The organism is Sorangium sp. So ce385 (genome assembly GCF_051474135.1).
GTDB classification, from domain to species: Bacteria; Myxococcota_A; Polyangia; order Polyangiales; family Polyangiaceae; genus Sorangium; species Sorangium cellulosum_D.
In genome coordinates this window covers 11,154,512-11,179,362 of the sequence record NZ_CP150337.1, presented here as the reverse complement: position 1 = coordinate 11,179,362, position 24,851 = coordinate 11,154,512, and the positions used below count along the sequence as shown (strand labels likewise).

The 24,851-nt window shown below is 71.9% G+C and carries 12 protein-coding genes; 4 read left to right on the top strand and 8 right to left on the bottom strand.

Translation table 11 applies throughout. From position 1 onward, the window contains the following. Window positions 1–11: 11 nt before the first annotated feature. From drmC to drmA, 3 genes are read right to left on the bottom strand one after another with little or no spacing between them, the layout of a single operon-like run. The gene (gene drmC / locus WME83_RS40880) at window positions 12–803 is read right to left on the bottom strand and encodes a DISARM system phospholipase D-like protein DrmC (protein WP_437315127.1); all 792 of its coding nucleotides are present in this window, start codon (window positions 801–803) and stop codon (window positions 12–14) included. Continuing rightward, on the bottom strand, window positions 803–2,677 hold the full coding sequence (gene drmB, locus WME83_RS40875; RefSeq protein ID WP_437315126.1) for a DrmB family protein: 1,875 nt from the start codon (window positions 2,675–2,677) through the stop codon (window positions 803–805). Before drmB ends, drmC begins: the two co-directional genes overlap by 1 nt. Beyond that, window positions 2,677–6,057, bottom strand: coding sequence for a DISARM system helicase DrmA (gene drmA, locus WME83_RS40870; protein ID WP_437315125.1), 3,381 nt, complete (start codon window positions 6,055–6,057; stop codon window positions 2,677–2,679). Before drmA ends, drmB begins: the two co-directional genes overlap by 1 nt. Window positions 6,058–6,367: 310 nt before the next feature. Here drmA and WME83_RS40865 point away from each other — a divergent pair, with 310 nt between their 5' ends. The 3 genes from WME83_RS40865 (at window position 6,368) to WME83_RS40855 (ending at window position 10,631) form a co-directional block, all read left to right on the top strand. Beyond that, on the top strand, window positions 6,368–8,554 hold the full coding sequence (locus tag WME83_RS40865; RefSeq protein WP_437315124.1) for a hypothetical protein: 2,187 nt from the start codon (window positions 6,368–6,370) through the stop codon (window positions 8,552–8,554). Further along, window positions 8,551–9,663: a ComEC/Rec2 family competence protein gene (locus tag WME83_RS40860; RefSeq protein WP_437315123.1), complete on the top strand. Its 1,113-nt coding sequence runs from the start codon at window positions 8,551–8,553 to the stop codon at window positions 9,661–9,663. The genes WME83_RS40865 and WME83_RS40860 overlap by 4 nt, the downstream gene beginning before the upstream one ends. A gap of 125 nt (window positions 9,664–9,788) precedes the next feature. Then, complete coding sequence (locus WME83_RS40855; RefSeq protein WP_437315122.1) at window positions 9,789–10,631, top strand: hypothetical protein; 843 nt, start codon at window positions 9,789–9,791, stop codon at window positions 10,629–10,631. Between the two features lie 194 nt (window positions 10,632–10,825). On the opposite strand, the gene WME83_RS40850 is transcribed toward WME83_RS40855, so the two are convergent. The 5 genes from WME83_RS40850 to WME83_RS40830 all read right to left on the bottom strand — a co-directional run bounded on the left by WME83_RS40850 (window position 10,826) and on the right by WME83_RS40830 (window position 21,408). Next, window positions 10,826–11,530 (bottom strand): hypothetical protein, encoded by a 705-nt coding sequence (locus WME83_RS40850; RefSeq protein WP_437315121.1) that lies wholly within the window; start codon window positions 11,528–11,530, stop codon window positions 10,826–10,828. After that, a complete protein-coding gene (locus WME83_RS40845; protein WP_437315120.1) occupies window positions 11,527–12,792 on the bottom strand; it encodes an AAA family ATPase in 1,266 nt (421 codons plus the stop codon). Before WME83_RS40845 ends, WME83_RS40850 begins: the two co-directional genes overlap by 4 nt. A 56-nt stretch (window positions 12,793–12,848) precedes the next feature. Beyond that, window positions 12,849–16,847, bottom strand: coding sequence for an Eco57I restriction-modification methylase domain-containing protein (locus tag WME83_RS40840; RefSeq protein ID WP_437315119.1), 3,999 nt, complete (start codon window positions 16,845–16,847; stop codon window positions 12,849–12,851). Then, on the bottom strand, window positions 16,847–20,128 hold the full coding sequence (gene drmD / locus WME83_RS40835) for a DISARM system SNF2-like helicase DrmD (RefSeq protein ID WP_437315118.1): 3,282 nt from the start codon (window positions 20,126–20,128) through the stop codon (window positions 16,847–16,849). Before drmD ends, WME83_RS40840 begins: the two co-directional genes overlap by 1 nt. A gap of 479 nt (window positions 20,129–20,607) precedes the next feature. Next, window positions 20,608–21,408 (bottom strand): hypothetical protein, encoded by an 801-nt coding sequence (locus WME83_RS40830; protein WP_437315117.1) that lies wholly within the window; start codon window positions 21,406–21,408, stop codon window positions 20,608–20,610. 387 nt (window positions 21,409–21,795) lie between these two features. Here WME83_RS40830 and WME83_RS40825 point away from each other — a divergent pair, with 387 nt between their 5' ends. Continuing rightward, a complete protein-coding gene (locus tag WME83_RS40825; protein WP_437315116.1) occupies window positions 21,796–24,831 on the top strand; it encodes a SpvB/TcaC N-terminal domain-containing protein in 3,036 nt (1,011 codons plus the stop codon). Window positions 24,832–24,851: the final 20 nt, after the last annotated feature.

The window sequence follows — 24,851 nt, the reverse complement described above, 5'->3', positions numbered from 1 at the left end:
CTATTCGGCATTCATCGCGACGCCGCCAACCCCTGAACGGGAACGAGCAGCCCTGCCGACACGAGATCATCGAACTGTTTCCCGAGCGTCAGGGCGAAGAGCCGGTCCTCGATGAGCACGCCAGCCTCGATGTTCTCCTGCTGGGCGACCATCGAGGCGTTGGCCGACGTGACGAAGGCGATCTCCTCGTCGATGACAATGCATTTGGCGTGGAAGCTGATTCTCTCGTCATCGATGGTACGCGGGTCATGGAAGACCTCGGGGACGCGCGCGCCCCGCCAGTGCCACTTGCGGAAACGCTGGACGAAGCGCGCTTCGTACGCCTCGCGCGTTCGCGGCCCCGAGACGCCATCGTCGCCGACCGTGAGGTCGAAGAACATCCGGACGCGCAACGCCGGGATTTCCGCCATCCTCGCGGCGAGCGGCGCAAACAGCGTCGCTCCTCCTCCGAGGCTGTAACTCGCGACGAGCACCGACCTCCGCGCCCGGGCGAAGAGCTCGGCCACCACCACCTTGGTGTCGCGCGACGACGCGCCGACGCGCTCCGGCCCGGTCCACACCAGCTCCACCTTGGGCGCGCGTGCCATCGTGGCGGCCCGCTCCGCGACCACGAGGCGGCACATGGCGGCGAGCGCGGCCTCGCTCCCCGCCGTCTGCCGCAGCGCCTCCAGTGCCCGCACAGCGCCCGCGGACGTCGTGAAGGCGCGCAGCCCGAATTTCGTGAGCGGACCGCGCACATGGCCCGCCTCGAGCGCGTCGGCGAGCTGGAGCAGCGTCTCGCTGGGGACCTCGAGCGGATCCATCACGCCTCCGTGAAGAAGGCAGCGCCGGAGTCCTCCACCGTGTCCACGACCAGCGATCGATCGAGCAGCTCGTTCGACCACTCGCACGATGGCTCCGAGATGAGCAGGCAGCCGTGGCACGCGGCGCCGTGGAGGAACCGCTCCTCGTGCGCGTCGTCCGGGTGATGCTGCGCGCACACGGGATCGTTCGAGCAGAGCTTGCCGAGGTCGAGCGCCGCGTCGAGGTGGTGAGCGAGCTTCTTGCCCACCTGCACGAGGCCGCCCAGGGTCCCCTCGGCGTCGGGCGTGCCGGTGAACAGCAAGATGCCGCAGCGGTCCCCGTCGAGATAGATGCGCTCGCGGATCGAGCTGGCCGCATAGCCGCACTCGAGCGAGACGGCCGTGAGCAAGAGGTGTGACAGCGAGTGCAGCATCACGTAGGTCACGCCTGGAAACCGTGCGTTCTTGGCCTGGCGACGCTTCTTCCAGGCGTCGAACCCCGCGATGAGCTGCTGCTCCCGCGCCTCGACCTGAGGCCGCCTGTCGCGCCACCTGGCGACCGCGCCGGGGTCGAGCGCCAGGAAGATGCCCTCTCCTCGGTTCTCCACGGCGGGCAGCCAGGTCACCTCGCGCGCCAGCGGCGCGGTGCGCACGCCGAGCGACAGCTCGTAGTCGACGTCGCGCGCCGGCGCCTCGAAGCGCGTGAACCCGAGCTGGACGCTCACCTCGCGCATCCGGTGCACGAGGACCACCCGCGAGACGAGCGCCATGGCGCCGCGCCGCGCGGGAGCGAGCGACGACGCATGGGCGAAGAAATCTTGTTTATCAGGCGTGTCCTCGCCGGCCGACTCCGGAATCGTGAGGAACGTATCGAGCTCGGCCGCCTTGATCCCGCGCCGCTCTTCGCCCGTCCCCGACCGCTTGCGCTGCACCTCGGCCCACAGCTCGGGCGCGCTGAAGCGGTCGCGCAGGTGCTTGTACCTGGGCTTCTTCAGCTCGCGCGCGACGTCCTCCTCGCCCTCGGCCGACTCCAGATCTCCCCACGCCGCCTCGATCGCCTCGCGGAGCGCCTGCTTGCTCGCATCGGTCGGGATCGAGATCGCGCTCACGTTCTGCGGGAAATACGCGTTGGTCGCCGAGCGGACGAGGAGCTTGTTCCGGACCGGCTTCCCCTGCTCATCGACGCAAGCGGGCTTTTCCCCGTCCCCCGGCGCCGCGTCGGCGAGCCACGGGGTCTCCCCCCAGCAAGGCCCCAGGGGCGACTGATCGCCCTTCAGCGTCGCGTCGACGAGCGAGCGGCTCGCCTTGCAGGCGCAGCGCACCATGATGTCGGCGAGATCGCCGCTCGTCCCGCGCTCGTCCAGGAAGAGCTCGCGCGTGCAGTCGGTGCGGCCTCCGTGGGCAAAGCCACGCCAATCGATGTCGCCGATGTGACCGTTCGGGCATGCCCGGACGAACCGGATCGGGACGACCTTGCCGTAGCTGCCGCGCTCGATCGCCCTCCGATGGAGCAGGCGGCGCGATCGGAAGCCGCCCTCGCCGGCCCGGCCCTCTGGCGGCTGCTCGATGAACCACTCCGGAAACTCGAAGGCCGTGATGCCGCGCGCCGGCGCGTCGAGCGCGTCCGGGCTCGAGGGCGGCGCGAAGAGCCGCAAGCGGGGGTTCTGCTCGCGAGCCCGGAGGGCGGCCTCGAGCCGCTCCTCGAAGACCTGCTGGAAACCCTCCTTGTCCGGATCTCCCCACGACTCGAGCCCGCCCATGATGGCGGCGTGCTTCGGGAAATCGACGAGCGCGCCGGGACCGAAGGTCGTCAGCACCTGGCTCCGACGGACCTGGCCCTCGGGGCGGATCCTCGCCTTCGGGGAGCCGCTCGAACGCGGCTTGCGCGCTGCCATCAGCCGTCCTCCTGCCGGCGTCCGCCGGGCTTTCTCAGGTACACATCCACGCTAGGCTCGACGTCGCGCAGCGAGCGCTGCGCCTTGAACTTGCGCAGATCGCGATCGTCGGGCTCGGGCTCGAGCGGATCGCGCAGCAGGCTCGGGTGGGCGGGCTCCTCGCGCTGGTACTGGAGACCGGCGCTGACGGCGTGGTTCTTCTCGACGGTGCGCTGCCACGAGTCGAGGAGATCGCTCGTCCGCTTTTCCACCCTGCGCGCGATCTCGGGGGCCTCGTTCGCGTCGACGTGCGCCTGCTCCGCACGCGCGCCCAGGCGCCGCGGGATGCGGTTCACGTGGTCGCGCAGCGCGCCCTTGCCGATCTCCTCGGCCCCGCGCGGCGGTGTCAGCTCCGAGATGCTCAGGCGCGCGAGCGCCACGGTGACGGCCGCGATCCCGCGGTCGATCGCGCGCGGCGAGAACGGCGTGACGCTCGTCGCCTCGACCGCGCGATAGAACGACGCGTGGTAAGCATTGAAGCGCTCGAAGTGGGATCGGTCCCGCGGCTTGTGGCAGTTGAGCAGCGTGATGACGAGCCCCGGCCTCCGGTCGTCGCGGCCGACGCGGCTCGTCGCCTGGATGTACTCGGCAGTCGTCTTGGGCTGTCCGAACACGACCATCAGGCCCAATCGCTGGATGTCGAGGCCGACCGAGATCATGTTCGTCGCGAGCGCGACATCGACGTGCTCGGGCTTATCCATCGTGCACGCGAGGCGATCCTTCGCGTTCGCGACGCGGTGCGTCGGCTCGCGGCTGGTCAGCTCGACCGGCTCGCCGAGCGAGCGCGCCGCGAAGTCGCCGGCCTCCTCTCCGACGCGCCGGCGCGTATCGTAGCCGCGGACGCGGGAGGTGACCTCGTCCTCCACGATCCGGCGGCTCCCGCCGAGCTCGCGCAGGCTGTTGAAGTATCCGACGAGCGTCGTGTACGGGTCGGCGGCGAGCCCGGACTCGTCGTACGCCCTCTTCCCGGCCGCGAGGAGCGCGAGGTAGACGCGCAGCAGGGCCACCTTCACGCTCCGGCCGGGGGCGGCGACCCCCACATACTTCCGCGCGTGCCGCTCGGTCACGGCCACCGTGCGCGCGAAGAACGAGTCGCGGCGATCCGGGCCGGGGGGCGGGAAGATCGTGACCGCGGAGCGGCCGAACAGGGCCTTGATCTGCGCCTCCGCGCGCCGCACGGTCGCCGTCGAGGCGACGATCTTCGGGCCGAACGCCTTGCCGGCCGCCGGGCGCTCGCAGAGCACGTCGATCGCCGTCTCGTAGAGCCCGACCATGGTGCCGAGCGGGCCCGAGATGAGGTGGAGCTCGTCCTGGATCACGAGGTCCGGCGGCGCGAGCTGACCCCCCTCGATCGGGCGCCCGATCCCGGGATCGCAGGGGCCATAGAACCCGGCCTTGTCGTGCCGGTCGACCCTGCCGAACAGCGCGCCCGTCCGGCCGACCCACGGCAGCTGCGCGAACTTGTCGACGGTCGCGATGAGGAAGCACGGCAGTCGCCGGTAGATGGGCTCATCGACGGTCAGCATCGGGAGCGCGCGCTCGCCCGAGAACGCGCAGTCGCGGTTCGCGCAGTAGACCTCGAGGTTCTGCGGGCGGGCCGGGGTCGGCGTCAGCCGGAACGAGCTCGGGACGAACTTCCGGTCGCACCACGGGCACTTCTCGATCGGGATCGGCGAAGGGTTCCTGTCCGAGGCCTGCTGGTACGCATTGACCTTCATCCGCGCCGTCGTCGGATCGTAATCCTTCTCGGAGCCCATCCGGTTCGGGGTCGCGCCCTTGCCGACCCAGAGTCCGATCTCGAACGGCCACGCGCCGAGCCGCGTGTCTCCCTGCTTGGCGCGCTCCTGCCGCTCGAGCTCGAGGGCGCACACCAGCGCCGCGGCGCGTCCGAGCTGGTCGAGCGTCAGCAGCCGCAGCGTGTAGCGCATCACCACGCTGACGCCGGCCCCCGGGAGCCCGAGTCCGCCGCTCCGCAGCCGGCGCAGGACCAGGGTGAACGCCGCGAGCCCGAGGTAGGCCTCGGTCTTGCCGCCGCCGGTCGGGAAGAAGAGCAGGTCGATGACGGTGCGGTCGTGGTGCGCCGGCTCGTGCATCGCGCGGAGGTTGATCAGCAAGAATGCGAGCTGAAACGGCCGCCACGTCGGGGGACCGTTCTTCTTCTCGGTGTCGCGTGCCCGCGCGGCGCGCGCCATCGCCCGGTTCGCGAGGCGGAAGGCCAGGAAGACGTCGTCGTCGTCCAGCGCTGCCAGGCCGTCGATCATCCGGCGCCGCACCGTCTCGGCCGCGTCGAGCAGCCCGGCCAGCACCTCGCGCTGGTGCTCGCCGACCGGCGTCCTCGCCTGGTCCGCGAGCCACGCCGCGTACCTGGCCGGGAGCTCCTCGAGCATCGCCCGCACGTCGGCCGCCGACCCGGCGTCGGCGAGCGCCTCCATCCCGAGCTGGACCCCCGGGACGTCGCCGGGCACGACCTTCTCGACCTCCGCGGTCGGCAGCCAGGTGGTCCACACGCGCCTGCACGCCTGCCCCTCGACGACCTCGGCCTCGGCCGCGACCCCGTGCCCCACCGCGTGCTCGTAGACATTGCGGTACTGGAGCTCCGCGATCTGCTCGTCGGGATCGTCCCCGTCCTGCCCTCGGACGTTCGGACGCGGGAGGAACTGCTCCTCCGTGTCGAGCTCGAGCTTCGCCTGGAAGAGGAACGCCTGGTCCTTGGGCGCGCGCTCGGAGAGCTCTTTGTCGTTCACCAGGAACGCGGAGACGGCGCGGGCCCCCTTCTCGACGCCGGTGCCCTCCGGCACGCGCCGTACGGAAACGACCAGGTTGACGCCGTCGGCGAGCGGGTACGCCACCTTCCCGGTCGCCGGGATCGCGAGCGTCTGCGCGACCTCCCGGGGCGACCGCCGCCAGCGCTCCGGCGGGCGAGCGGCCGCCTGCGGCTCCGCGCCTTCGCCCTGCGGCGTGGGGCGGACCGACCCGTCCTCGCGCACGTACTCGCCCCACGTGGCCCGCACCGACAGGGCGCGGGTCGCCGCCGGGATGAGAACGCTCAGGCCGATCGACGACGGGAAGAACGCCTTGCGCGCCGAAGCCACCTCCGGGGGCGCCGCGTCGTCCCCGTCCTCGCCGTCCACGCTCGCGAGCTCCTCGTCCGGCTCCGGATCCTCGCGCACCTCGATGGGCGCCTCCCGCGGCACCAGGAACCCCGTCAGGTACCAGCGGGACGGCGCCACCGAGAGCACCTCGTGCGGCTCGGCCCCCACGAGGTCGCGCCCGAGGACCTCCACGAGGTGATCGCGGACCTGCACCGGCTCGGTGCGCTTCGTCCCTTCCGTCGTCGCCATCGGCGTCCTCCTCGTCGTCCCCCGGCGCGATCGCGCGGCGCGCCACCGCCGACCCGCGCTCCCGCTCGTCCCCCGGTGCGTACGCGGTCGAGCCCGGTTCGAGCCCCCCGCGAACCCACGGAATGGAGCCAGGATCCGCAGAATAGGAAGTACTAGGGGATTCCCCCGAGTTATGTCCACCGGAAAGCCCGCGCCCCGACGCCGCCGCCCGGGGTCCGGAGCGCGGGCCCTGACGACGTTGAAGGCCCCCGCGTTCGCGGGTACTTTCCGGGGCGAGGTCCCGTTGATTTTCAGGTTCGAAACGCGCGACGTGCCGGTCCCCACGACCCGGTGGGTCGGAGAACGCCTCGGCCAGAAGCGCGGGGGCTGGATCTTCGGGCCCCTGGGTACGGGGAAGTCGCACGCCGTGCGCGCCGGGGTGCGCGAGGGCATCCGGGTCGACGTGGCCTCGGGCCCGCTGCTCAGCCAGCGCTTCGCCTCGGATCTGGCGCGGCAGCTCGGCCCCGACGGCAGGCCGCTCCTCGAGGCGTTCCGGAGCGAGGGAATCGAGGCCAGCCTCCACATCGCCGATCGGGCCGTGAACGGGCACCCGTTCGTCGTGGATGGCGCCGACGCCCTGCTCCCCGGGGCGCCGAGCCTGGACGATCCGGCGGCGAGCCTCTGGCAGGACGAGAAGCAGGTGCTGCTCGAGTGGCTGCGAGGCCGCCTCGAGCGCTCTCCGACGTTCCTCGTCGGGAGGAGGCACCCCCAGGGGGTCGAGTCGACCCGGGCGCATGCCGCCCCCGGCGACTGGCCCATCCGGCTCGAGGAGGCCGAGAGCGGCTATCGCAACTGGCCCACCCTGGGAAGGCTCGCGAAGGGCAACCCGGCGGTCCTGACGCTCGCGCGCGCGCTGATTCCGCTGCTGCCGGCCTGCGCGTTCAACGACCTCGTGGAGCAGGCGAAGGAGGACGAGGCGACGGTCCTCGGGCTGCTCCGGGGCCTCGGGGAAGCGTTCCAGTCGAGCGCGCCGCCGTCCTGGCAGCGGGTGCTCTCCCTCGTGGGCGCGCTCGGCGAGGTCCCGCGCGACGCGATCGAGCCCCTGCTCGACGGGCGCGCGGGCGCCGCCGCGGCCGAGCCGGGGCTGCTCGCGGAGGAGCGCTCCACGCTGGATCGGCTCTGCGGGCTCAAGCTCGTCGAGGAGCGGTCCGGCGTGCTCTCCCTCCTCCCGGCGCTGGCCGACGCCGGCGCGGTCCGCGCCCTGACCGCGAAGGAGCGGGAGGAGCTGCTGCCCGCGGTGGCCCACGCGCTCCTCGCGCCGGTCAACGACGTGCGCAGCCTCGCGCCCGAGCAGGCGTCCCGGGTGCTGCGGGCGCACGCCCTCTTCGTCGAGCTGGGAGACATGAGCCGCGCCGAGCACACCGCCGCGCTCCACGTGCACGGGCTTGTCGAGCTCGCCCGCCGCACCAGCCTGGACGAGCGGCACGCGGAGGCCTGGCGCCAGTACGACGGGCTCCTGCGCATGATGCAGTCGGGCCCCTGGAGCACGGGCGACCGGTTCGGGCGCCGGCTCCTCTCCTACGTGCGCCACTACCGGAGCCGGGACGGCGCCCTCGCGGGGATGCTCGACGGCGCGACGTGCCTCGCGGAGTACCGGCAGGCGGTCGCGGAGTGGCCCGAGAACGCGCTCTGGCACCAGCGCCTCATCGAGACCCTGGTGCGCCTCGGCCGCCCGATCGAGGCGATGCAGGCGGTGAACGAGGCGTCCGCGCGCGTGGATCCGCACCCGCGCCGCGACGAGCTGCTCCGGGTCCGCCCCGCCGCGACGGCCTTGCAGGCCGAGCTGCCGCTGCTGTCGCTCGAGCTGATCGAGCCCGTCCTCGACGAGCCGGTGGACCTGTTCCCCGAGGTCGCCGACGGCTGCAGGGCGCTGCTGCGCCGCTGGGAGGGCGGGCTCCCTGTCCGCGAGCTGCCGTTTCGCGCGGGGCAAGGCGACACCGAGGGGCGCCTCGTGTTCCACGCCCCGGCGGCGGTCGACGTGCGGAAGGCGGGAGGGACCTGGGCGGCGCGCTTGCGCGAGCTCGCGAAGGAGGGCCACGCGGCGCAGCCCCGCGCCGCGATCGAGGAGCTGGCATGCCACATCGCCCACGAGACGCGCCGGCTCGTCTCGACCCCTTCCTCGAACCTCGGCGCCAAGGACGTGCGTCTCAAGGGGCGCCTGCTCTCGATCGTGGACGTGCTGAACAGCGATATCGGCCTCGATCACGCGGCGGAGCGCTGGATCGTGGGGCGCGTCGCGGGCAGGGAGCTCGTCCCGACGATGCGGCACCTGCCCCGGATCGAGCTCCCCGAGGCGCTGCTGCCCGAGAGCGCCGAGGGGCTCTACCTCGCGCGGGTGCCCGTCCACCGCGACGGCGCGCCGTCCGGCCCGGCGACGAGGCTCGAGCCGGCGGGCAGCGGCCGCGACGTCGGCTCGCTGATCGAGCTGCTCGCCCGCATGTCCGGGGACGCCGCTTGAACGATCGGCTCGCCGTCTACATGCTCGACGTGGGGCAGGGCGATTGCACGGTCGTCCTGCTGCCGGACAACCGTGTCGTGATCTTCGACTGTGCCGACGATCACGTGCTGCGCAAGGTCCTGGACGGCTGGAACACGCCGGCGATCGCGGCGTTCGTGCTGAGTCACCTCGACCAGGATCACATCGCGGGTGCGCTCCAGTTCCTCCGGGGCTGGACGAGGCCCATCGAGGGCGTCTACCTGTCCACGGATCGCGATGTCGGTGTCGATCACGAGGACGCGAAGCGAGCGAAGGCGCTGCTCGATTACGCGGAAGAGCAGAGCCGTCACCAGGAGACGCGCCGCCGCCGCTGGGAGCTCCTTCCGAACACGAGGGATCGAAGGGCCCTGGCGAGCGGCCAAGGCTGGTCCGTCACCCTGCTCGCTCCGCGGCATGGACAGGTGATCCGGCGAGAGCGCGAGGGGGAGTGGGAGGAGGCAAACCGTTACTCCTCGATCCTGCGCGTCCAGGCTGGTCCGAGCGCCATGCTGATCGGTGGGGATGCCCCGCTGCTGTCCTGGAGCGAGCTTGCCCCGGAGGAGCTGAAAGCAGAGGCCTTCCGCATCCCGCACCACGGCGGTGCTCTGGACGACGGCGGCATCCCCGCGGGCTGGACCGTGGACCGCCTTTACAACGATGTGGGGGCCGCGACGGCGCTGATCTCGGTGGGCACCAACAACGCCCATGGTCACCCGAGGGAACCCTGGGTGAAACCGATCACCGGAGGAGGCCCTTGTCGCCTGCTCTGCACGCAGGTGACGGCGCGGTGCCACGGTCCCCTTGAGGTCCCCGGGACCGACGGCCGGATGGAGCGCAATCCGGTCGAGATCGCGGCGCTGCGGGGCCGGGTGATCACCAAGCACAACCAATGGACGGAGCCGCAGTACCGGCACCTGACCGACAGGCGCGGTCAGGTCGAGAAGGGTCGTCTCGAGGTCCCGTGTGCTGGGACGGCGGTCGTCAAGCTCTACCTGAACGGGCACGTCGAGGTCTTGCCCTCCCGCGGGGGCGAGCACGAGCGGATCGTCGACGACTGGGAGCACCCGCTCTGTCGTCCGCCCGTCCCTTGAGCGGCGGACGCTGGTGTGCCGCGCCCCGGCGCCGTCGCCCGGGGCGTGCGGTCGTCGCGTCACCTACTCGATCGGCCGCCTTCCGAACGGTCAGCTCCACCTGCTACCTCTTGCCCCCGTCCGTCATGAGCTCATCCAGCCAGAGGACCCTCGTCGTCCTTGACGAGCGCGGCGCCGCCGCGCGTCTCCCGTCGCAGATCGCGTCGCTCGTGCAGGGCTACCGCATCATCCACCTCTCCGACACGCGCCACGCCCCCTACGGCACGCTGTCGCGGGTGTCGGCGGCCCGCCTCGTGCTCCTCTGCCTCGACCTGGTGCGGGGGTACGGCATCTCCGCGGTGCTCCTGGCCAGCGCGGCGGCGGCCCGCGCGGCGCTCCCGGCCGTGCGGATCGGGTGCGCGCGCGCGGGGGTCGCGCTCCACGAGGGCGCGTCGCTGGCCGCGAGGGAGGTGGTCCGCCGGCACCGCTTCGGCGACGTCGCCGTGCTCGGAGGGGAGATCGTGGACGAGCGCGCCGTCGCCGAGGCGCTCGCCGAGGCGGGGCTCCCGGCCCGCATGCGGCCGGTGCCGCTCGATCTGGCTGCGCTGGGCGAGGCGGGCAAGGACGCGCTGGGCCGGCTCGTGGAAGCGCAGCGCGCGCAGGTGGGGACGTACGTGCTCGGCTCCTCGTATGCCGCGCGTGTCGCGGATCTGATCCGCCGGTTCGATCCGGACGCCGCGATCGTCGAGGCGGACGCGGCGCTCGCGGCGGAGGTCGCCGTGGCGCTGGAGGCCGAGCCGGCGGTGGGGAAGACGGCGTCCACGGTGATTCGCTGCGCCACCGAGGCGTCCGAGCACTGGCAGGAGCGTATCGCGGAGCTCGCGGGCGTCGCGCCCGACGCCGTGGCCGGCCGGTGGGTGATGCCGGCGGGGCCGAGCGAGGGGCCCTTCGCCGTCGCCATGGACGAGGACGGGGATCCGTTCGAGTGAGCCGGCCGCGCCCGGGTCGCGCGCCTCATCCCGGCAGCTGGTCCGTGAACGCGCCGGAGCACCGCTCTTCGCTCTCACCCTCGCCTGGGCGCCGTCCCGTCACGCGCCGTCCCGGGGCGACGCTGCCGCCGCCGTGGTGGATGCTAGAGCATCCGAGGACGGCTGGTTGGGCCCTGCGGGCGCTGCTCCCGAGGTCAACGCGTGGACTCCCGATCGGATGGGCGGAGGCGACCCTGGCGCTCGAGCTCGTGCGCCATGAACGGGCAATGACGGCGGATCCAGGCGAGCGGGAGCGGCTCGTCCGGGTCGTCGGGAGCCGTCTGCAGCCCGAGGTAGAGGTCGTGGTAACGCTCCCGGCTCGCGCAGAACGTCGGAGAGTTCAGCCCCAGCCGGTCCCGCGTCGCGATCACCGCCGCGCGCAGGTCGTCATCGAGCCCCTCCCCGGGCTCGACCTTGAACGTGCCCAGATCGATGACGAACCAGCCGTCCTGGATCTCGAAGGGATCGAGGACGTCCTCGTGATCTCCCTTGTTCGTGTTGATCTGGTGCGAGGCGAGCCGGAAGTTGCTCCATTCGTAGGCGAGCGCCCTGTGGCTCGGCTTCGACTTCGGTTTGAAGTGGTCGACCGTCGCGAGCCCGGTCGCCGGGTCGATGTACATGCCGAGGTAGGCGCAGATATCGCGGTACGCCGCCCGCAGCGCTGGCAGCGCCTCTGTCCAGAGCGGGGGGAGCGCTTCGGAGGGGATATCCTCGACCTTCTCGGCGAGCTTCGCCCGTGGGCGGCCGCGTCGTCTGGGCGCTTCGGCCGAGCCGATCAGCTCCTGGAGCGCCGCTTTCCCCCTCTGCCGGACCTTCGCGTCGAAGTCGGGGGGCTCGGCGGCTGGCTGGACGCGGATCACGCAGACTTCCCGCCGGCGTGCTGCTGGACGTAGTACCGCCAGCGCACCAGGAAGGGATCCATCTCGGGGAGCGTGCGGAGGAGGGCCTCGTTGACCTGCCTGACCTCGGCCGCATCGGGGCTCGAGTCCCGGAGCAACGCTCGCGCCTGGCGGAGCACGGCCTCGGCCTCGGTGGACGTGGCGGCGTCGAGATCGAACACGTCGGACATCAGCCAGCGGTTGACGTCCCCCCGCTTGTGCCACGCGTCCTGCGCGATCTGCACGGCGCCGTCCACGAGATCGAGCTTCCAGAGCGCGTCGCTCTCGGGATCGAACAGCGGCTCCACCGACGCGAGCACCAGCGGAGCGTGCGTGGCGGCGATCACCTGGACGCGCGGCGCATGCGCGCCCCACGCGCCGATCGTCTTGAGCAGCCCCGGGAGCACCGCGCGTTGCCACCTGGGGTGGAGGTGGGTCTCGGGCTCGTCGATGAGCAGGATGACCTGCTCCGAGAGCGGGAGGGCCTGCCGCCGCGCCGCCTCCTCGTGCTCCGAGAACGCCCAGGTGAGCAGGTACGCCAGCTTGAGCATGCGCTGCATCCCGGCCGCGGCGAAGATCACCGGGACCTCGTCGCCATAAGGCATCTTGATGGTGGGGACGTCGCGGACGTCCTCCAGGAAGGGCCGTGTGGGCTTGCCGGCCTCCATGGGCCGCTCCGGATCCTCGGACAGCGCCTCGAGCATCCGGGAGAGCATCGCGAAGCGGGGATCGTGGGACTGCTGCCACCGCGTCCAGTCGTCGAGCAATCCCCGGCAGACCACCTGGTTGTCGCCGGCGCGGAGCTCGTCGAAGACCTGACCCGGCGTGAAGTGGTAGGCGGGGAGCATCTCCCGCTCGCTGCCGTCCGCGCCGCGGTAGAGACGGTAGTTCTTCGCCGGATCCCAGACCGAGAACGCCCCGTCCGAGCGCGCGTAGAGGACGAGGCCGGGGTTCGACGGCCGCCCTCGCTTGCGCTTCCAGTCCTGGGCCTTCGGGATCCAGGGGGACACGTCCTCGGTGAGCCCCTTGAGGCCGTCGAAGGCGAACCCGATGGACGCGTCGGGCCGCCTGGGGACGGCCGGGTACTGCGGCCAGGTCCGCGTGAGCGCCCACCAGGCGAGATCGAGGAGGAACGACTTGCCGAGGCCGTTATCGCCGGTGATGAGGTTCAGCCGGGGGGCGAGCGGCCCGAAGGTGAGCTTGTCGGCCGGCCCGATGCCGTCGAGCTCCAGCCGTTTAAGCATGGTGTTCTCGGGGGGGCGGAGGGGGCGAGCTCCCGAGCGCGCGGAGCGCGCCTGCTTCAGCCGTCGCCATCGCCGTCCTCCTCCTCGTCCAGTGTGCGCGCGGAGCGCGCCACCGCCACCCCGCGCCTGCGCTCGTCCTCGGCGCGGACGCGGTTGAGCTCGATCAGCCGGGCCAGGACCTCGTCGCGCACCTCGTCGGGCCAGCGGTAGCGGTAGGGCTTCTGCTTCCGCTTCTTGCCGCCCTCGTCGTCGTCCTCGTCCCCGTCGTCGTGGTCGAGGAGGAACTCGCAGGCGGTCGGCACGTCCTGCCAGCCGTAGGCGTCGAGCACCGCGCGGTCCATCTCCGCGTGGAGCGCGCGGAGCTTCAGGATCTCGGGAGAGCGCTCGTCGGGGTCGTGGAAGCGGTTGTAGGTCTTGGTCAGGCCTTCGTCGTTCTTCACCATGAGGCCGGCGCGGAACTCGTAGTAGGCCTTGCCGGTTGCCTCTATCGCGGGATTGGATTCCCAGCCTTCGGCGAAGGGGAAGGTCTCGAAGCAATCGGAGGGCGTGTAGCGAAGCCGGTCCTCGAGCGATGACGCGAAGAAGCGCGTCCAGCTCTCATGCGGGCGCGACTGAAGGATCGCGTAGGGGGCGAATGTGTCAAAGGCAACTACGTTCGCTGGTCCCGCCACGATGGTGGTGGACGGTACAAAGGCGGGCGCATGCCACTTGCCTACGAATGGAATGACAAGGACCCGATGCAGGGGGTGAATGGCAGCGTAAAGTGCGGGCGCGGATTCGCCGAATCGCCACCAGTAGCGACGTCGAACCTCGCGTTTGTTCTTCTCCCTCTCGGGTTTTACCCGTTTTTCAACGATCTGCATCAAGTCGGGCCAGGCGCGTGCTTCTTCTTCAGTCCGCTGTCCGAAGTTGATGACAAATCGATGGTGAGCGTGCGTTGGGCTCGTGTTGAGCTCTTCGCCGCCGAGATACGGGAAAATTAACTCGCCATTTCGTCGATCCTTCTCAATCAGGCGGTACATGTCTGCAATGCTGTTGGTGCGTCGCTTTTTGTCCGTGTCGTCGAACGTGAATCCCATTCCAAGGACAATGCTCCCCTGGAAACAGCGGTCCTGGTTCGCGGCGAGCGGAGCGGGGTCCTCATCAACATCGTTGGCAACGAGGAAGGCCGATATGCGGGGTACGGCCTTGCCATCGAGCTCCGGCGTCGAGGTGGTCCCCTCGCGCCGTACATGCACCACGCTCACGATCACCGCTGCGGCTCCCGGCCATTTGTAACGGCGCTTTGCAGAATATATGATCCCGCCGTGTTGCACGATCCAGCGTAACCCTGTTCCTCGCGTATCGCCTTGCGCCACCGTGTTCGTCGCGATGAGGCCGAACGTGCCCGTGCGCCTAATCAACGAGAACGCTCGCCGGAAGAAATGGGCGACCAGATCGGCGTTGCCGTGGGAGTCCTCATGCAACGTCTTGAGCCAATCGACGATGAACGGGCCCCCGGTGGCCAGCAGGGTGTTCTTCCCCGCAAACGGCGGATTCCCCACGAACGCATCGAACCCCGGGTTCTCCCGCGCGAACACCTCGGGGAACTCCAGCTCCCAGTGGAACGGCGTCACCGGCGGTGTGAGCGCTCGCAGCCCATCCGCCTGCTCGCGGAGCGTGTGCCCCGCGAGCCTTCCGGACAGGAACGGCTCCACCACGGTATCGGCCAGCCGCTTCCGGTGCTTCTCGCGCGCCGCGTCCTTCTTCTCGGAGAAGAACGCCAGCACCGCCAGATCGGCGATCGCCCGCACGTCGGCGACAAGGTCCTCCGCATCGCCGAGCAGCCGCGACTTCTCCGCCACGTCCGTCGAGTCGCCGAGCGCGTGGATCTCCGCGCGCTTCTGCTCGACCGCCTTCAGCGCCGTCGCGAGCCGCGGCCGGAGCAGGAGCGACGGCTTGCCCGTGTCCTTCCAGTCGAAGCACGCGATCTGCTCCTTCGACAGCCCGACCAGCGAGTCCCCCTGCCGGAGGGCGTGGTCGAGGAACGTGAACGGGTGGTCCTTGGCGAGCGTGAACAGCCACAGCGACAGCTTGGCGAGGTCGACCGCGAACGGGTTCTTGTCGACGCCGTACAGGCACCGCTGCGCGACCAGCCGGCGCGCGTGGAGCTCGCGGTCCTCGTCCGGGGGGATCACCGGGGCGTCGCCGTGCTCGCCCCACGCGGCGTCGAGCGCGGCCGCGAGGAAGCGGCACGACTCGACGAGGAACGCGCCCGAGCCCATCGCAGGGTCGCACACCTTGAGCCCGAGGATCTGCTCGGCCCGCGGCGTCTTCCCCCCGGCGAGCCCGTCGAGCTGCGGCTGAAGGGTGGTCCGCACGATCGGCTCGGTGAGCTCGCGCGGCGTGTAGTGGCTCCCCGACCGCCGCCGCTCCTCGGTGGGCTGCAGGTAGAGCGCGCCCTGCGGCAGCACGTCCGGCGTCCGCGGCGAGACCTTGCGGCCGAGCGCCGCCAGCAGCGCGGCCTCGGTCTTCGCCGTCCTCCACGCCTTCTGCGCGGCGTCGGCGAGCTTGCAGCCGGCCTCGACGAGGAGCTTGTCCCGCGCCGCCTCGGACAGCGCGAGCGCCTCCTCCAGGTCGATCACCACGTGGTGCGGCAGGACCGCGATCGAGCGCCCCGTGGCCTGCTCGAGCGTGAACCCCATCATCGCCTCGTAGACCGACCCGATCTGCTCGACCTCGAGCGACCGGTACGAGAGCCGGTCCCCGTCGAGGTACAGCAGGAGCCCGAGCACCTCGTAGATCACCCCGTCCGACACGAGCGGCGGCGCGATCCGCTCGCCCTTCGCCCGGCGCGTCCCGTGGGGGCGCCCCTCGAGGAACGGGTACACGTCGGGATCGAAGAGGCGCCCCGCGCGCGCGGGGAGCTGCATGTCCCGGGCGCGCGCGCCGTCGTGCAGCACCCGGAACAGCGTGAGGAGCTGCGCCCACGCCCCGTACCGCGCGTGCATCGTGTCGGGGTGCCGGCCCGCGTCCTCGCGCAGCCGCTCGAACAGCCCCGTGACCGAGTAGCTCCCGGGGTAGATCCCGCCGGCGGGCAAGAGCTCGCGGTCCTCGGCGTAGAGCACGAAGACCAGCCGCATCAGCGTGGTGAGCAGCCCGCCGTACACCTGGGCGCGGTCCTCGACCATCACCTCGCGCAGCAGCTCGCCGCGCCCGCGCGGGTCGACCTCGTTCGCCGCCTGGAACCCGCGCACCAGGGCGTGGAGCGCGTCGAGCACCTGCCCGGCGAGCTGGGTCGAGACGGTGCTCTGGTACTTGCGGCTCTCGGCCACGATCGCCGGGAGCCGCTGCGCCTTCGGGCCGGTGAAGAGCCGGCTCTCGTGCAGCAGCATCACCAGGCCGGCGAGGATGGGCCGCCCGCCGACCTCGCACATCGCCCGCACCGGGAAGGTGATGTACCCGGGGGTCTCCGCGCGCGGCGCGTACACCAGCCGGATGCTGGCCCCGTTGAAGAGGATCCCGAGGGAGACCCCCGTGTCGCGCAGCAGCCGCTCGAAGCGCGTCTCGGGGCTCGCGCGCCACCCGCCGCCGTCCTCGCGCTCGGGCGGCAGCGCGTCGAGGTCGGTGTTCGTCGGCTCCTCCCGCACGAGGAGCAGCGGCGCGGCTGACGGATCGCGTGCGTCGGGATCCATCAGGACGTGCGTCGGCGAGAGCGTCTCGCGCTGCTCGCGGAGGTACACCGACCAGCGCGCGTCGTCCGGCGCCACGGGGCAGAGGTCGCCCGGCCGCCAGCCGAGCACCGCCTCGCAGAAGGGGCCGAGCCGCCTGAGGACCACGTCGCCGCTCTCTCCCCAGCGATCGGCGATGGCGTCGCGGAGGTCGCGCGGCTTGTCGGTCAGGAGCGCGAGCAGCGCGTCCTGCGCGGGGATGACGTCGGCGTTCGCGTACGCCTGCGCCGCGACCAGCGCGGGCGGCGTGACGACGACGCCCACGCGCTGGCCCTCGAGGAGGCCGAGCCACGCCTTGTGGGCCTGGAGATCGCGGTTGTGGGCGGCGGTCGTGCTGCTTGCCATCAGCCTGTCCTCGGCCAGAGGTAGACGAGCCCGAGCGGATCGAGCCGGCGCGCCCGCACCTGGTAGGCGCGCTCGATGCGCTGCGGCTCCGACGTGATCTCGGCCTCGATGGTGCGCAGGCGCGCCTCCCAGAAGGCGCGCTCCGACGCGATCTGGCGCCGCTCGATCTCGGTGAACTGGAACTCCTGCTGGGGCTCGTCGTGGTGCTTCTGGATGCGCGCGCGCTGCGCCTCGAGCACCTTGCGGATGTCCGCCGCCTCCTTCGCCGCGCGCTTGCCGAGCTCCTCCTCGGCGCGCTTGCCCGCGGACTCGCCGCGCTGGACGAGCAGCGGCAGGAGCTCCTCGACGTCGCGCTCGGCGGCGGCGGCCAGGTCCTCCCTCACCTTGTCGTGCGGGCGCTCCCCGCGCGCGAGCGCGTCGTCCATCTGCCGCAGGATCGCGTCGTGGTGGTCGAGCCCCATCCCGCGGAGCCTCGCCTTGCGCACCACGGGCGCGACCCAGGGCGCGGCCGCCAGGATGACCTCCTCGTGCAGGCGGGAGGCGTGGTCCCCGTACAGGCCCAGGCGCCCGAGCAGCACGACCTTCGGCTCGGCCTCGTCGGTGATGACGGCGGTCGCGCGCGAGAGGTCGTGGTGGAGGAACCCCTGGGACCGGAACCGACCGAGCAGGCGCTGGACGATCCGGTGCTCCAGGTGGACGTGGACGACCTCGGCGCCCAGGGTGCCGGTGTCCGCGAAGACGACGGGCCGGAGCGTCGCCTCCCGGCGCCATGCCCGGAGGTCGACGTCGCGCGGCCGCTCGGGCGCGCGCAGCGCGTCGAGGAGCTCGGCCCAGCCCGGGTCGGCGCCGGGCAGCCGGTCCAGCGCCGGGAACGCGTACGCGCCGGGCGGCGCCGGCTTGCCCGACGGGAGCCGGTCGCGCGCGGGGTCGAGGGCCCGCAGCGGCTCGGCGCCGAGCAGCCGGAGCGCCTCGGAGAGGGCGCGCTCCAGGTCCCCGCCGCGGAGGCCGAGGTGCACGCGCGACTCCTCGAGGAGCGCGCGGAGCGTGGCGAGCTGCTTCTCGAGCGGCGCGCGCCGCTCGCGGGAGGCCTCGAGCTCGTCGGGGGCGGGCGCCGCCTTCACCGCGCCGATCTTCCCGCAGAGCGCCGCCGCCTGCTGCAGCGGGATGCCCCTCGAGAGCAGGCGCAGGAGCTCCCCCTCGACGACCGCCCCCAGGCTGCCGAGCTCCTTCTGGATCGTGCTCGTCTTCTGGACGAGCACCTCGAGCACGCGGTCCTCGGCGCGCTGCGCGAACAGGAAGTAGTGGCAGGTCACCACCTCCTCGCGCTGCAGCTTGCGGTCGATGCGCCCGTTGCGCTGCTCCATCCGGCTCGGGTTCCACGGGACGTCGAAGTGGAAGAGGTCCGCGCAGTGGCTCTGGAGGTTGACGCCCTCCCGCGCCGCGTCGGTGGCGATGAGGACGCGCACCGGGTGCTCGGCCGGATCGCCGTTGAAGGCCCGCTTGATCTCCTCGCGCTTGGCCTCGTCGGCGATCTCGCCGTGGAAGACCTCGACGCGCTCCTCGCCGCGGTCGGTGAAGGCGAGCGCCGCTTGGAGCTGCTGTTCCAGGTAGCGCTTGGTGTCGGTGTACTCGGTGAAGATCAGGACGCGCGCGGCGTGCGCCCGCCCCTTGCAGCGGTCGAGCCAGCGGGCGGGCCTCGCGGGCTGGACCCCGCGCGCGGGGAGATCCGGGCAGAGGTTCTCCCGGATCCAGGCGAGGAGCCGCTCGATCCGCGCGTCGGGCGCGTTCGCGTGCGCCTCGGCGACCTCGATCATGCGGTCGAGCAGCGCGAGCTCCTCGGCCTCGGTCGCCTCGCTGGACGCGCGCGTCGCGGCCTCGACCTGCGCGCTCTCCTCGCGCCGCAGCTCGTCCTCGCCGACGCCGGCCCGCTCGTCGTCGGCGCCCGGCGCCTCGCGCAGGAGGTCGAGCCGCTCCTCGCGGACCGGCGCGGGCGGCGCGGGGGGCCGGGCGCCCTGCTCCTTCTGCTTCTTCTCGCGCGCCTTGCGGAGCGAATCGCGGTGGGTGAGCAGCGTGCAGCGGAGCGCCTCGATCGACGAGAGGAGCCGCTTCTGCAGCGAGATATCGAGGAGCCCGGCCGCCGCCTGCGCGCTCCGCGACGCGCGCTCGAGCCGCCGCGCGCGCATCTCGCGGTACTGCTCGAGCATGCGCGACAGCACGAGCTCGGGCGCGTCGTCGGGCAGGCCGTCGATGGTGATCTGCTTCACCTCGCGCCGCGGGAACGCGACCTTCACCTCGCGGAGGTCGGACTTGAGGCGGCGCACCATGATGGGATCGAGCTGCCGCTGCGGCTCCTCGAGCGGGATCCCGCGCGTGAAGCGCTGCGGGTCGAGGATCTCGAGCAGGGCGGTGAAGCTGTTCGAGTGCCCGTTGTGCGGCGTCGCCGAGAGGAAGAGGCGGTGCTCGAAGAGCTCGGCCAGCTCGCGCACCGCGCCGGTGAGCTTGGAGTCGACGGCGTACTTCGCGCCGCTCGCGGGCGCCGCGTTGTGGGCCTCGTCGAGGATCATCATCGAGCCGCCGCCGTCTCTCTGCAGGCAGGCGCGGAGCGGCGCGACGTACGCCTCGTCGCGCGCGAGGGCGTGGGAGACGATGAACAGGTTGTGGGTCAGCCACGGATTGACGGAGTAGCCGCGCTCCCGGCGCTTCTTCGCGACGAACTCGCGGTCGAGGATCACGAAGGAGAGGCCGAAGCGGGACTCGAGCTCCTCGCGCCACTGGACGACGACCGAGGGCGGCGCCACGACGACGACGCGGCGCACGCGCTGGCGCATGAGGAGCTCGCGGAGGATGAGCCCGGCCTCGATGGTCTTGCCGAGCCCGACGTCGTCGGCGATGAAGAGGTTGACCCGCGGGAGGAGCAGCGCCTTGCGGAGGGGCTCGAGCTGGTAGGCGTGCAGCTCGATCCCGGCGCGGTGCGGCGCCTGGAACAGCCGGGGGCGCGTCGAGGTGACGCAGTGCCACCGCTGCGCGTTCAGGTACGCGGCGAACGTGCGGGGCGCGTCGAGCCCGCGGGCGGCGACCTCGCGCCAGCTCGCCGCGTCGACGATCTGCGCGTCGACCTCGCTCTGCCAGAGCACGGCGAGCCGCGCGCCCTGCGCGTCGTCGTCGAGGCACGAGAGGTGGACGACGGCGTCCTCGTCGGGCGCGTCCTGCGCGACCTGATCGACGAGATAGAGGCGCGAGCGCACGCGCACGAAATTGCCCTGCTGCGGGGTGACCGGCACCGGCGCATCCTAGGCTGCGGGGGCGCCGAGGAGAAAGGTGGTCACGGCAGCCTCGCTGGGAAGGCGGTGGCCATGTCGCGAGATGGGTGGGAGCCTGGCCAGGCAGGCGCCGGGCATGTCGGGCCATGGCCGGTGCCTGGCCGAGGAGGCGCCCGGCATGTCGAGACATGGGCCGGTGCCTGGCCGAGGAGGCGCCCGGCATGTCGAGACATGGGCCGGTGCCTGGCCGAGGAGGCGCCCGGCATGTCGAGACATGGGCCGGTGCCTGGCCGAGGAGGCGCCCGGCATGTCGAGACATGGGCCGGTGCCTGGCCGAGCAGCCGGCGGGCATGTCGAGACATGGGCACGTGCCTGGCCGAGCAGGCGCCGGGCATGTCGAGACATGGGCCGGTGCCTGGTCGAGCAGGCGGCGGGCATGTCGGCACATGGGCAGGTGCCTGCTGCGCAGGCCCCCGCCCATGTCGCCTGTGTGATGTGTGCTACAAATCCGGATCGGCGACCGCGACCGGCTCCGCCGGCGCCGGCTCGACCGGCGCCGCGGGCTCGCCCGGCGCCGGCGCCGGCGCCGCGCGCCCGCGCGCCGCCCGCTCCCGATCGGCGTTCAGCTTGTCGACGTACGCGAACAGCCGCGCCTCATGGTCCGCCGGCAGCTTGCTGCCCTCTTCCTGGATCTCGTCCCGGAGCGCCTCCCTGAACCGCCCCAGCAGCCCCACCGCGGCGCCCCGGAGCGGCCCGGTGGCCGCGGCGTTCTCCCCCGTCGCGAGCAGCGTCGCGCGCCTGCGCAGGAGCTTGTCGATCTCGTCCCCGGCCGCGACGAACGCCTTCACCCACTCGTGCAGGCTCCCCCCGCCGGGCGTGGCCACGGCCTTCAGCTCCGCCTTGAGCCGGGTCAGCTCGGGCCGGTTGTCGAGCGCCGCCGACGCCTCGTCCGCGTAGGGCGCGCGCAGCACGTCGAGCCCCGGGACGAACGCCTGCTGCGCGGCGGCGGCCGCCGCCTTCACCTCCGTCGTCAGCGAGGGGTGCGCCTCGACGGCCTTGCAGAGGAAGAAGATGGCCGCCCCGAGGCCGTCGTGCCGGACGTCGGCCTCGGAGAGCTCCCGGGCGAGCGGCGCCTGCGTGCCCGCGGCGTCGGGGATCGCGTCGATCTCCTTCTGCCTCGCCCGGAGCCGCGGCTCGTACAGCCTGCCCGTGGCCGAGAGCCGCAGCTCCTCGACCCTCTCGTCGAGCAGGTCGCGCAGCGCGAGCTTCAGGTCTCCTATCGTGAGATTGCGCAAGGTCACCTCCGTAATGGCGTGGTTCGCTCGCCCCGTGAGGCACCGGCGGCCGAGAGAAGCGAGCTGCGGTTTATTGCCGGAGCATGGCACGCTATCCGAGTCGGCAGCGGTTGAGTAGACGAATCCGGTCGCCCGGTGGAGGTCCGAGGGAGGCTGCGCGGAAATCGTGCTGCGGATCGGGCGATGAGGGCGTGTTCATGGCGCTGCCTCGCGCCTGCAAGATTTTGTCATTGCTATTTGCATTCTCGATTGTTTCCCTCGCCGCCGCGGAGGGAATCAATGGCATCCGGGTGGGTGAAATGGGTGTGGCGGTGGTGCGCGAGCTGCGTTGTCTTGCTCGTGGCGGTGAGCGCGCCTCTCGGCGCGTGGGCTCAAGCGCTGACGTTGCGTCGGATGGGCGAGCCCCTTCGCGCGCGGCTCAGCGGCGCTCGCGCCGGCGCCGAGATGGCAGCTGCGCTCGCCGGCGACGCTGCCACCGTCGCCCTCGCGACGCCAGGTGGGGCCTCCGAGAACCGCGCCGGGGTACCGATCGCCGCCCTTCCGGCGGACGTTCGCGCGACCGGCGCCGGCCAGGGTGCGGACCCATGGGTCCTGTTCGACGGCCGCGCTGACACCGGACTCCACAGCGAGACCGGCGAGGTGATGCGGGTCCGGGTCTCGTTCCCGCAGCCGACCGCGCTCGACGCGCTCGCGCTGTACGGGCGCATCGATGGCGCGCTCACGGTCTATGCGGAGCATGGCACCGGGCTTCAGGCGGTGTCCGGCCTCGTCGACGTACCGCTCCATGACACGGGCGAGCGCTGGACTCGCTTTCCCATCACCATCACGGCGCAGCGACTCGTGCTCGAGTGGCTCCCTTCGGGCGAGCGCGGGCCGCAGGAGCTCGTGTTCTGGACCGCCGGCGCGCCCACGCGCAGCCTGGCCGAGGTGGAGCTGGCCGATCGCGTGCTCGCGGGGAAGCTGGCGGGCGCCTACGCGTTCCCGGCGATACCCGATCGGGCGACGGTGACGCGCACGGGCGGTGAGCAGTCGCTGACGTTTCACGTGAATACCGATCCACGGGCGCTCGCGCGCGCGTTCCTCGTCTATGAGCTCGAGGGCCGCGGGCACTGGGCGAGCGTGAGCCGGCAGCTGAACGGCGCAGCGCCGCGCGGCGGATTCCGGGCGGAAGCGCCGGCGACGGGAGGGCTTCAGGTCGAGGAGATCGCGCCCGCGTGGCTGAAGCGCGGCGACAACGTCGTGCGATTCCGCCCTCAGGCGGACATCGAGCACGGATTCACCGTGAGCGCGCTCCGGGTGGTCGGGATCCCGCATGCCGGCGTGTACGAGGCGCGCGCCGCCTCGCGATCGGCCGGAGGCGAGCGCGCGCGTCGCGATGAGCCGCTCAGCATCGATTTCGGCGCGCCCGCGGCCCCGCACGCGCTCCTGTTCCAGCTGACCGCCGCGGGCGCCGGGGACATCGAGATCGCGCCCGGCGCGGGGGCGAACGGGTTGCGCTTCGACCTGAAGGACCTCTCGCCGGGCTGGCACCGCCTCGACCTCCCGGTCCAATCGACCTGGTCAGAGACGGCCTCTGTGCAAATCCGGCCAGCGAAGGGGAGCCGCGCCGAGGTATCGGACGTCGCCGTGGCGGCCAGCCTCATCCCGTCCCGCGCCCCGCGGATCGCGCTGAGCACGCCGCTGCACGGCGAGTGCACCGACGGGAGAGCGTATGTGCGCGGGTTCCTCGACCTCCCCGGCGAGGGCGCGCCGCGAGCGCGGCTCTTCGCCGATGCAACGCCCGTGGAGCTGGCAGACGACGGCAGCTTCGAGCTCACCCTGCCGGAGCCCGAAGGCGCCCGTCATCGATCGTGGAGGGCGCACCTCGAGGCGCGGCTCCAGGACGGCACGCGCCTTGGTCGCGAGGTGGAGCTCGGCCCGTGCGCTGAAAGCGCCGCGGCGAGCGCGGCGCCGGGCGGGCTCGTCGTGGACGAGGGCGCCCCGTACGGCGCGGTGGTGAGCCCGGAGCAGGGCGGCGTGCTCTCGTTCGCGGGCGCCACGCTCGAGGTCCCGCCGGGAGCGCTGGCGGAGGCGACGCGCATCACGATCCGGCCGCTGATGCCCGTCCAGGTGCAGCCGATGGGGCGCGCGATGCGCAACGTGACGCCCGAGGGCCGCGCGTTCCGCTTCGGCCCGCACGGCCTCAGGTTCAAGAAGCCGGTGAAGCTGACGCTCCCCATCGACGGCGAGCGCCTCCCGGACGGCGCCGGCGCGAGGGACGTCTTCGGCTTCTACTTCGATGAGACGGCGAAGCAGTGGACCAAGCTCGGGCGCGCCGACGAGGGCCGCTCCCGCGAGCTCACGAGCCTGACGGACCACTTCACCGACTTCGTCAACGCGACGATCGCCATGCCGGACCAGCCGGGGGCGCAGTCGTTCGATCCCAACGCCATGAAGGGGATCGAGCTCGCGAGCCCGTCGACCGGCGTGTCGTTCATCGAGCCGCCCGAGGCGAACAGCCGGGGCACGGCGCAGCTGGCGTATCCGATCGAGGTGCCGCCCGGCCGGCACGGCCTCGAGCCGGAGCTCGCCGTCACGTACGAGAGCGAGCTGAGCAATGGCTGGCTCGGCGTGGGCTGGGACCTGCGCCTCTCCGCGATCGAGATCGACACGCGCTTCGGCGTCCCGCGCTACACGGGCGACGAGCTCTACGCGCTCGACGGCCAGATGCTCCGGGCCATCCCCGATCAACCGGGCCGGTATGAACGGCGCGTCGAGGGCGCGTTCGATCGCATCGAGCGCCTCGGGGCCGATCCCCAGAGCTATCACTGGGTGGTCACGGACAAGAACGGCACCCGGTACGTCTATGGCGAGAGCGAGGGCGCGCGCCTCGCGGACCCGTCGGGCGACGCCGGGATCTTCCGCTGGAACCTCGAGCGGGTGGAGGACACCTTCGGCAACCGGATGCGCGTCTCGTACTTCGAGGACGCGCCCGACGGCGAGGAGTGGGTGCAGCTCTATCCGCAGCGGATCGACTACACGGAGCACGCGAGCGGCTCCCCCGCCGCCTACTACCACGTGCTCTTCGTTCTGGATGACGGCGCGCAGCGGAGAGACATCCTCAGCTCGGCGCGCGCGGGCTTCGAGGTGCGAACGAATCGAAGGTTGGAGCGAATCGACGTGACCATGGGCGAGGTGCCCGGCGCCGAGGAGATCATCCGGAGCTACCACTTCGCCTACCACGAGCCCGACGTCCGGCATTATTCCAAGTCGCTCCTCAAGAGCATCGCTCTCCACGGGAACGGCGGCGCCGAGCAGCTCTACGATCATACGTTCGAGTACTTCGGCCTCGAGCAGCAGGACGGCAGGCTCCAGGTCTTCTCCGCCCCGACCGAGTGGAGCCGTCCGGCGGAAGGGCGCGACGGGCTCGGGGCGACGAGCTCGATCTAAGGGGGGCTCAGCGCGTTCGT

Coding starts and splice junctions, on each gene's coding strand:
- WME83_RS40845 (WP_437315120.1), bottom strand. CDS start 12,792: ATGCTTAAACGGCTGGAGCTCGACGGCATCGGGCCGGCCGACAAGCTC.
- drmA (WP_437315125.1), bottom strand. CDS start 6,057: ATGGCGACGACGGAAGGGACGAAGCGCACCGAGCCGGTGCAGGTCCGC.
- drmC (WP_437315127.1), bottom strand. CDS start 803: ATGGATCCGCTCGAGGTCCCCAGCGAGACGCTGCTCCAGCTCGCCGAC.
- WME83_RS40825 (WP_437315116.1), top strand. CDS start 21,796: ATGGGCGAGCCCCTTCGCGCGCGGCTCAGCGGCGCTCGCGCCGGCGCC.
- WME83_RS40840 (WP_437315119.1), bottom strand. CDS start 16,847: ATGGCAAGCAGCACGACCGCCGCCCACAACCGCGATCTCCAGGCCCAC.
- drmB (WP_437315126.1), bottom strand. CDS start 2,677: ATGGCAGCGCGCAAGCCGCGTTCGAGCGGCTCCCCGAAGGCGAGGATC.
- WME83_RS40855 (WP_437315122.1), top strand. CDS start 9,789: ATGAGCTCATCCAGCCAGAGGACCCTCGTCGTCCTTGACGAGCGCGGC.